Source organism: Pseudogracilibacillus amylolyticus (SeqCode), from assembly GCF_051918545.1.
Taxonomy (GTDB): Bacteria; Bacillota; Bacilli; order Bacillales; family Amphibacillaceae; genus Pseudogracilibacillus.
Map to the genome: position 1 here is coordinate 1 of NZ_JBPPZG010000157.1, position 9,413 is coordinate 9,413.

A 9,413-nucleotide genomic window follows, 5' to 3' on the forward strand; every position below is an offset into this window, starting at 1 on the left:
ACACAGGACGTGTCGGTATTTAGTCGAAGTTCCCCTAACGTAGTGTCATTTTTACCGGACTTTTTGAACATCCTCTATTAATGAAACAAGTAATATTTAGTCTGGAAGGAGTTTTGAGAAGGATGGCTAATTTAACAAGAGACTTTTTTATCGCATTATCTAATAATAAGTTTTTAAATAATAGTGCTAAAAAATGGGGGTACAGTTTGGGCGCTGAACAGTTTGTTGCCGGAACTGATATTGACAGTGTGATGAAATCAGTAAAGCGACTAAATGATAAGGGAATTAGCTGTACAGTTGATAATTTAGGTGAATTTGTTACGGAGAAAGCGGAATCAACTGCAGCTAAAAATAAAATTATCGAAGTAGTTGAACGCATTCATAAAGAACAAGTAGATTGCCATGTATCAGTCAAATTGACACAGCTTGGTTTAGATATTAATGAGGAATTTTGTTTAGAAAACATGCGTGAAATTGTTGGTACTGCAGATAAATATAATATTTTCATTAATATCGATACAGAAGATTATGGACATTATGCCCCAACAATGCGAGTGTTAAATGAACTATTAAAAGATTATAAAAATGTTGGAACAGTAATTCAGTCTTATTTTTATCATGCCGAAGAAGATATGGACAAGCTAAACGATGTACGACTCCGAATTGTAAAAGGGGCTTATAAAGAGAGTGAAGAAGTTGCGTATCAGTCTAAAGAAGATATCGATCGAAACTTTTTAAAGCTTGCAAAGAAAAGACTTAAAGGAAATGCTTTTACATCTATTGCGACGCACGATCATAACATTATTAATGAACTTAAACTGTTTGTTGAAAAAGAAGGAATTGACAAGAATAACTTTGAATTTCAAATGCTTTACGGTTTCCGTACAGATATGCAGGAATCATTAGCTAATGAAGGGTATCTATTCTGTACTTATCTGCCATTTGGCGATGAGTGGTACGGTTATTTCATGCGGCGGTTAGCTGAACGACCACAAAATATTAACTTAATCTTAAAAGATAAGCTCTATACATCCGATAATAAATTGAAAAAAACTCCAATCATTGTAGGAGCAGCATCACTTGCAACTATCGCATACTTATTCACTAGAAGAAAAAAATAAAACATTAATTAAAAGCCTCCAATGTTATCTGGAGGCTTTTCCTATGTACCTTAACGCTAGATTTTCATTTCGCTACAGTTTTCATCCACTCAATTTGCGATTTAACCGTGTATAGTTGGATTTGTTCAAAGGGCCAGGATCGCTACATAACCACGGATGAAGACATTATCCACGAATACATTTTATCCAGGATAGTTTGATTTTATCCACGAGAGCCACAAAAAAATCAAGAACCCCCTTAAAACTGCAAATTAAAAACTCCCTCATATCCTATAAACATGGGGAGCTACTAGCCGTTATTGATCATCTTCATATATACTTTTAAAGCCCAGACCTAAACTAATTTCCAAAGCATGATTGATTTTTTTCATTGTATCTGTATCTAATTTCGTTATCTTATCTGTAAGCCTTTGTTTATCTAGCGTTCTGATCTGCTCCAATAAAATAACCGAATCACGTTCAAACCCATGTTTTTCAGCTTTAATTTCAACATGGGTTGGTAGCTTTGCTTTTTGTATTTGGGCGGTAATCGCAGCAACGATAACGGTTGGACTGAACCTATTTCCGATATCGTTTTGGATGACCAACACTGGCCGCACTCCTCCCTGCTCAGAGCCTACAACAGGCGAGAGGTCAGCGAAATAGACTTCGCCCCTTTGTACGATCAAATCGCTACACCCCGATCACTAAGCGGTCTGAGGTAATTTTAGCCTCCTCTTCAGCTAAAAATGCTTCTGAACAAAGATTTAAATTGATTCTTGCCATTTCCTCGTAGCCTTTTTGCATCGACTCGTGAAGCTGACGAATCTCCTTTTTATACTGGACATAATTTTTTGTCGCTTGATAAATTAAATCATTAATATCCTTATTCTCTTGCTTTGCCATTCCATCCACCTCAATGAATAGATTTTTTGGTAATCTGACTAAGACTTCCTCTAATCTGTCTGGCAACCCCATACACCTCCGCCGATAGTTAAACGACCTATAAAATTCTTATTTAATAGTACCATTTTAGCTATCATTTTGCAAAAGGAAATTTAAAAAATTGCAGTTTAAGTAAATCCATTATTATACATACTCATAAAATTCATATATATTACACTATTGACTCTGTGAAAATAATATCGGTATAATTTCAATTAATTATACATAAATTCTTGCGATACGATCCGTGAGCATACATGGTATTTCATAGTTTATTGTTTCCAAATAATTCGCTACATCGTCCATCTCTATCATCACACCATTATCTTCACCAATAAGGGTTACTTTTTGGCCTACCTCATACTGCTTGTCTAATTTTATCATCATAAGATCCATACATATCCTACCAACAATTGGCATCTTCTTGCCATCCACTAAAACATAAAACCCTTGCAATGCCCTTCGCCAACCATCTCCATACCCGATTGGTACTGTACCAATCCATGCATCCTCATCAGCAGTAAATGTTGCCCCATAACTAACAGATTCGCCTGCGCTTACTTTTTTAACTTGAATCAATTCGCTATAAAGAGAAAAAGCTTGTTTTAATGTAACATTCTCCATCCCCCTAATATCTGCAGACGGATAAAGACCATACATGGATACTCCAAATCGAGTATATTGAAGCATTTTTTCAGAATACTGAATTCCAGCAGCACTATTTCCAATATGCGTTATAATTGGATGAGGATATAACGATGTCAGTGTCTCAAGCATCTCTTCGTAACGCTTGCGCTGTTTTTCATATAATTCTGAGCCAATTTCATCTGCGGTTGCAAAGTGCGTGTATGCACCAGTGAGTCGAACGTTCTCCATTCCTTTGACCATATTGATAATTTCTTTCAATTGATCGTTTGTAACTATTCCCGTTCTGTTCATCCCTGTTTCAAATTCAATATGCAGTGATAAGATTTTATCAAAACTTTCATTCTTTATAGATTCTAACCAGTCGAGTTGAAAAACTGAAAGCGTAATTCCTAAATTTGCAGCAACATGTGCATATGCTGGAGGTACTCGACCGATAACTAGAATCGGTTCTTCAATACCATGTTCGCGTAATTTTACCGCTTCTTCTAGAATGGCTACCATTAAAAAATCTACTCCCGCATGTAAAGCTGTCTTAGCAACTTTAACACTTCCATGTCCATAGCCATTCGCTTTTACAACTCCCATAACTTTTCGGTTTTCTGGCAGTAAATTTTTCAGTTGCTGTATATTATATCCAATTGCATCTAAATTTATTTCTGCCCAAGTGTTTCGGTACCTATTCATATGCTCGCTCCTTTCATTTCAATAATTATAATATGTTTAAACAACAATCTTAACTTGAATTTTACGCTAATCATTCATGTATTTCAACTGGTGTAAGCGTTTCCTTTACTGTAATAATAATTAAAGGAGCAGACTCTGGACACTAGAGACTGCTCCGTACCATTATTTTATTTCCTCACCTTGGATAGATGATGCAACTTCGATTAATTCTTCTATTGTCATATCATCACTTGCTAAATAAAAATCCGTACCATTATAGTTCCACTCAATTGTATTATTCGTTAATGCACCGATACTATAGCCTAAATTTACAACATCTCCAGTTACTTCTTCGATCATTTCTCCACCAGATGTTGGTACCGAAGTAACTTTTTCTTGGATAAGCGTAAAATTACGATCACCTTTAAATGTCATGATCACCCGCTCACCGTCATCCAAAGATACTTCCTGCTTTTCAACTAATTCGGCTCCTAATGTCTTAAGCGGGAACATAACCGCAAGTTCCATTTCCTCCATATTAGACACGGACATGTCATTCATTGTACTCTCTATAATACTCTCTCGATCGAAATCATCTTTTGCAAAATTTGGATTTAGATCAATTGTGTCAAATGCGACTTCAACAAGGACATTCTTATCTTTATCCATTATTTTTACACCAGTAGGCGTATAGCTCTTTTTATCAAAGTATACTTCTTGATATGGTAAATTTGTTGAATTCTGATAGTTTGTCTTTGTTAAAAAAACATAATGTGTTTCACTTTCTGTAAAAGTAGCATCGTTATCAGCAAGCACATCATTTACAAGTGATTGATACAAGTAAGGTTGACTACTGTTTTCTGGCCAATCTGTTTGAAACTTAAAACTCTTTTTAAGTGCTGGTGTTAATACGAAAACTCCTTCATTATTTTTTAAAATAACTTGACCGCCTTCTTCTTCTTCATTTTCCAATCCAACTCGATAAAAATCTTCTTGTCCCTTTTTAAACCAAACATCAACAGCATAGCTTCGTTCTTCTTGTCCTGTTTTCATCGTCATTTCTGCTTTTGCTTTATAGCCACTTATGTCCTCTAAAGTCCCGTCAATTTTTTTAATGACATTTTCTTGTGACTTGCCTCCACAACCAGCAGCAATTAATAAGAGTAGTCCGATAAAAATTAAGAACGAAAAATTCCTTTTATTTTTTGTCATACACCTATCCCCTTTGTCTCATTTTCGTTAAAGGAATTTCCTGTTTTTACAAACAGTAACGCCTTCTCACCTGCACTAAACTATATGAGACAAGTTTTCAATTTATGCAAAAGTATTTGTTTGCTTTTTGAAAACTGTTAGAGTTAATTGGTGATGACAACTTGAGCAACAGCATATTGTTTACTATGGCTAATGGAAATATATATTTTATTAGAGTCGTATTCCGGAGCAGTAAGAATTGGCGCTCCTTCAGGTCCAGGTAAAATTTCTATATGTTGAAAACTCAATTTACCTATGCCTTTTCCGGTCGCTTTTGCAAACGCCTCTTTTGCTGCAAAGCGTCCTGCTAAAAATTCAAGTTTCCTCTGCTCTTTTTTAAAACTAATATATCTTTCTTTTTCATTATTAGTTAAGATCCGGTCAATAAAACGTTTGTTTCGAAGCACTGCTTTTTGAATTCGTTGTAATTCGATAATATCGATTCCGATTCCACTAATCATTTTTCATTTACCTTTCAATACCTTTCTACATATGCAAAAATATTTATTCTTCTTTATAGTAATCATTATACATGACTTCAAGTATTAGAAGGTTTATATTATAAATCAAAGTTATTTTTCTCGGGAGGATGTTATGTTTATACGTACAGAACGAAGTGTTCAAGAATTTATGCGCTTTTACCCTGTCATATCAACTATCGTCATAATAAATCTTCTTTTATGGTTAGTAATAGATATATTACAGTTACCGATCGGTTATACAATTTATAATTGGGGGATTGGCCATAATCTTTCCGTTTATCATGGTGATTATTGGCGTCTTATTACCCCGATGTTTCTTCATAGCGGAATTGGCCATGTTGTATTTAACTGTTTCGCTCTCGTATTATTCGGTCCGGCATTAGAGCAAATGCTCGGTAAGATAAAATTTATTTTCGCATATTTTTTCACAGGGATCGCTGGAAATTTAGGGACTTTTGTAATCGACCCAATTTCCATCACTCCACATTTAGGCGCATCGGGAGCGATATACGGTTTATTCGGTATTTATATGTTTATGGTTTTGTTTCGCAAAGATTTAATTGATCCTGGTAATGCACAAATCGTCAAGATTATTTTTTTCATCGGATTGTTGATGACTTTTATTCAACCAAACATCAATATCGCCGCCCATATCTTTGGGTTTATTGGTGGGTTTGCAATTGCCCCAATTATTTTAACGAATACTCGTCCGTTTTCCATGGCAAGAAATCGTCCCCGGTACCGAGGTAATACAGATGATGTTCAGTTTAATCCAAATAGATGGAATAAACGACGTATTATCCCCGTTAAAGTTCGGAAAAATATATTTTGGATAATTTTCGGTATACTCGTTCTATTAGGATTGTTCAGCCGCTTCTTTTAGCAATTACTTACTTTGGCGATTTAACAAACTTTTGCTAGAATAGTTAAAGAGGATGTTCAAAAAGTCCGGTAAAAATGACACTTTTTATCCTCCTTTTGTGAACACGTACTTAAAAGGAGTTAATAACTACAAATCAATACTATAAAAGAAGCGGTGGTGAATAATTATTGTTCGGTTATTTACTTGAACATCATTCTTTCTATGCACTGTTTAAGTTGCACTGGATTATTATTTTTGTAGCTGTCTCTTATTTTTATATTAAAAAATTAATCTATTCGCCGCTTTATCCTATATCGCGAGGTCAAAAATATTATTTTTTCATTGGAATCATCCTACTATTTTTCGTAAAAGCGACACCATTGGATATCATTTCTACTCATTATTTATTCAGTGCACATGTTTTACAATTATCTATCGTATTTTTTATCGCAATTCCTTTACTCATATTAAGTTTACCGGTGGATTTTCTACGTCAATATATTTGGAATCATCGTACAAAATTTGTGCTTAAAATCCTAGCACATCCGTGGCTAACATTAATTACCTTTAATGGTTTACTAACAATTTACTTAATTCCAGCAGTATTTAACATCGTTCATGCAAATATTTTCTTATCCTTTATTGCCCAAGCAATATTATTTGGTAGTGCTGTTTTTATGTGGTGGGTTATCATTAATCCCGTACCAGAAATAAAAGGGCTCGACTATTTGCTTCGTGCCCTGTATATATTTTTAGCATCCATTGCATTATTTCCAATCGGATTCTATTATGTAATTATACAGCACGCCCACTTCCCAGCCTATATTCCTTTAGAACGAGAAATAATTCATGCACTTACCTCTGTGTATGATCAACAGCTTGCAGGGGGAATATTAAAGATACTGCAATTAGCAAGTTATTCTTTTGCTTTATTATTTATGTTATTTAAATGGGGAAAACAAGAAGAGGCAAAAGAAGGTAGTGTTGATGAGGAGAATATCCGCTATGCCAGAGGTGTAGTCATCCATTTGAATAAAGATAAAAAGTAATAAGAAGCCAAGTTTTAAGGCTTCTTATTTTTCTTGTTCAAATGTATAGCTGCACTCGGCATTATTTTAAGTGACTCAGCATTTTTCCGAGACACTCTGCATAATTTCGAGCGACTAAGCATCTTTCTGAGACACTCAGCATTATTTCGAGCGACTTAGCATTTTTCCGAGACACTCTGCATGATTTCGAGCGACTAAGCATCTTTCTGGGACACTCAGCATGATTTCCAGCGACTTAGCATTTTTCCGAGACACTCTGCATGAGTTCGAGTGACTGAGCATCTTTCCGAGACACTCAGCATGAGTTCTGAGCGACTTAGCATTTTTCCGAGACACTCTGCATGAGTTCGAGCGACTAAGCATCTTTCCGAGACACTCTGCATGAGTTCCAGCGACTAAGCATCTTTCTAAGACACTCTGCATGAGTTCGAGCGACTTAGCATCTTTCTAAGACACTCAGCATGATTTCTGAGCGACTAAGCATCTTTCCGAGACACTCTGCATGAGTTCGAGCGACTAAGCATCTTTCTGAGACACTCAGCATGATTTCGGGTGACTAAGCATTTGCTCAAGCCATTCAGCATTAATTCTAGCGACAATTTTACTTTCACATTCGTTCGATTATTGTTGCATTCGCCATTCCCATTCCTTCACATATTGCGAGTAGTCCATATTTTCCTTCTATCCGTTCTAATTCATGAAGTAGAGAAACAAGTAACTTTGTCCCAGTTGCGCCAAGTGGATGCCCTAATGCAATTGCTCCCCCATTAACATTTAATTTATCAGGATCAGCTTGTAAATCGTGTAGCCAAGCAAGTGGTATAGGTGCAAAAGCTTCGTTTACTTCATAACGATCTATATCATCGAGTGTCAGACCGGCCTTTTTTAATACTTGTCGCGTCGCCTCAATTGGCCCTGTTAACATTAATGTCGGGTCAGAACCAACCACCGTACGAGCGACAATTTTTGCTCGTGGCTTTAATCCCAATGCATCTGCTTTTTCACGGGACATTAAAAGAACAGCACTTGCACCATCACTCATCTGGCTCGCATTTCCTGCAGTTATTTTTCCATCTTCTTTAAATACGGCTGGAAGGTTACCTAATATTTCTAATGATGTTTCCGCTCTTGGACCTTCATCAATAGAAACAGTGCGCATCTCCCCATTTTCTCCTTTTACATCAACAGGAACGATCTCATCATTGTATCTACCTTTTTCAATCGCTTCCAGTGCTAACGTATGGCTTTTTAACGAAAATTCATCGAGCTCTTGTCTTGAGAATCCCCATTTATCCGCGATCATTTCCGCTGAAATTCCTTGATTCACAATTTGGTGTTTCGAAGTAAGTTTTTCACTTGGTTTTGTATCTCCCACATTTGCAAACATTGGTGATCTAGTCATACTTTCAACGCCACCGGCAATGACAACATCCATATCACCGGAAAGAATTGCTTGTGCACCGAAATGAACCGCCTGTTGACTTGAGCCACATTGACGATCAATTGTCACACCAGGAACATGTACTGGAAAACCTGCAATAAGTGCAGAAGTTCGCGCAACATTCATCGCCTGTTCATTCACTTGCGTCACACAGCCGGCAATAACATCTTCCACATCACTTTTATCAATACGTGCACGACGTACTAGTTCTTCTAAAACTACCGCAAATAAATCATCGGCCCGGTAAGAACTAAATGCTCCTTTTCTTCTTCCAACAGCCGTTCTGCATCCTTCTACGATAACAACTTCTCGCATCGTCACACCCCTTTTTCTATTCTACCATTATTATACATCTACTACTTCTTTTCTGAAACGATTTTCCGTAAACATTTAACGCTTCATATTAGAAAACTTTGCTTATTCACAAAAGAAAACACGTCGACTGGCAAGCCGTTATGGCGGTGACTCGGCGATTGTTGCACTTATGGAAATAAGTTAAAAACTTGTACCTAACCTATACGGCAAGAAATAAAGTTGCACTTAGGCGTGTCGAGAAAAGTTTTTTATTTACCTACCAAAAAAGAACCTTAACATTAAAGGTTCCTTTCACTAAGTAATTGTTTTATTTAATTTAAATCTGTCAACAGGAAGTCTGCATAATAATGTAACAAATATGATTAACAAAGCGATAGCTAAAAGTAGCATTGGTAGCCAATTATTAAATAGAAATAACAACAATACGATTATAAAAGCTATGAAAATACAACTAGTTGTAATCACTTCTATCTTTAATACTTTTTTCCCTTTTTCAATATACCTCTCTAGCATATATTCTGACTGAAAAACTTCCTTTTTTTCTTCATAAGCGAATTTATAGAAATACAGCCCAAAAGCGATGCTTAAAACACCAATAACAAATAGTAAGATGACACTTAACGTATTTATTGGATAATAAACATCCTTTAAAATTCG

Annotated in this window: 10 protein-coding genes; 3 read left to right on the forward strand and 7 right to left on the reverse strand. The window is 35.9% G+C overall.

The window, feature by feature from the left end:
* The first annotated feature begins 122 nt into the window (after positions 1–122).
* Positions 123–1,121, forward strand: coding sequence for a proline dehydrogenase family protein (locus tag ACPYKA_RS15315; protein WP_479543084.1), 999 nt, complete (start codon positions 123–125; stop codon positions 1,119–1,121).
* Between the two features lie 296 nt (positions 1,122–1,417).
* Here ACPYKA_RS15315 and ACPYKA_RS15320 read toward each other — a convergent pair whose 3' ends face one another.
* The 5 genes from ACPYKA_RS15320 to acpS form a co-directional block, all read right to left on the reverse strand.
* Entirely contained in the window at positions 1,418–1,789 is a 372-nt protein-coding gene (locus ACPYKA_RS15320; protein ID WP_479543085.1) for a type II toxin-antitoxin system PemK/MazF family toxin, read from the reverse strand.
* Between the two features lie 4 nt (positions 1,790–1,793).
* A complete protein-coding gene (locus tag ACPYKA_RS15325) occupies positions 1,794–2,078 on the reverse strand; it encodes an antitoxin (protein WP_479543086.1) in 285 nt (94 codons plus the stop codon).
* Between the two features lie 186 nt (positions 2,079–2,264).
* Entirely contained in the window at positions 2,265–3,377 is a 1,113-nt protein-coding gene (alr, locus tag ACPYKA_RS15330) for an alanine racemase (RefSeq protein WP_479543087.1), read from the reverse strand.
* A 162-nt stretch (positions 3,378–3,539) separates the two neighbouring features.
* Positions 3,540–4,568: a LolA family protein gene (locus ACPYKA_RS15335; RefSeq protein WP_479543088.1), complete on the reverse strand. Its 1,029-nt coding sequence runs from the start codon at positions 4,566–4,568 to the stop codon at positions 3,540–3,542.
* 143 nt (positions 4,569–4,711) lie between these two features.
* Positions 4,712–5,068 (reverse strand): holo-ACP synthase, encoded by a 357-nt coding sequence (gene acpS / locus ACPYKA_RS15340; protein ID WP_479543089.1) that lies wholly within the window; start codon positions 5,066–5,068, stop codon positions 4,712–4,714.
* A gap of 133 nt (positions 5,069–5,201) precedes the next feature.
* Between acpS and ACPYKA_RS15345 the strand changes: the two genes are divergently transcribed.
* Together ACPYKA_RS15345 and ACPYKA_RS15350 are read left to right on the forward strand one after the other, a co-directional pair.
* Positions 5,202–5,972, forward strand: coding sequence for a rhomboid family intramembrane serine protease (locus ACPYKA_RS15345; RefSeq protein WP_479543090.1), 771 nt, complete (start codon positions 5,202–5,204; stop codon positions 5,970–5,972).
* 167 nt (positions 5,973–6,139) lie between these two features.
* Complete coding sequence (locus ACPYKA_RS15350; protein ID WP_479543091.1) at positions 6,140–7,000, forward strand: cytochrome c oxidase assembly protein; 861 nt, start codon at positions 6,140–6,142, stop codon at positions 6,998–7,000.
* 607 nt (positions 7,001–7,607) lie between these two features.
* Here the strand turns inward: ACPYKA_RS15350 and ACPYKA_RS15355 are convergent.
* Both ACPYKA_RS15355 and ACPYKA_RS15360 read right to left on the reverse strand, forming a co-directional pair.
* Positions 7,608–8,756, reverse strand: coding sequence for a thiolase family protein (locus ACPYKA_RS15355; RefSeq protein ID WP_479543092.1), 1,149 nt, complete (start codon positions 8,754–8,756; stop codon positions 7,608–7,610).
* A 294-nt stretch (positions 8,757–9,050) separates the two neighbouring features.
* Positions 9,051–9,413 (reverse strand): hypothetical protein (locus tag ACPYKA_RS15360; protein ID WP_479543093.1); only part of this gene is annotated, 363 nt, incomplete at its 5' end.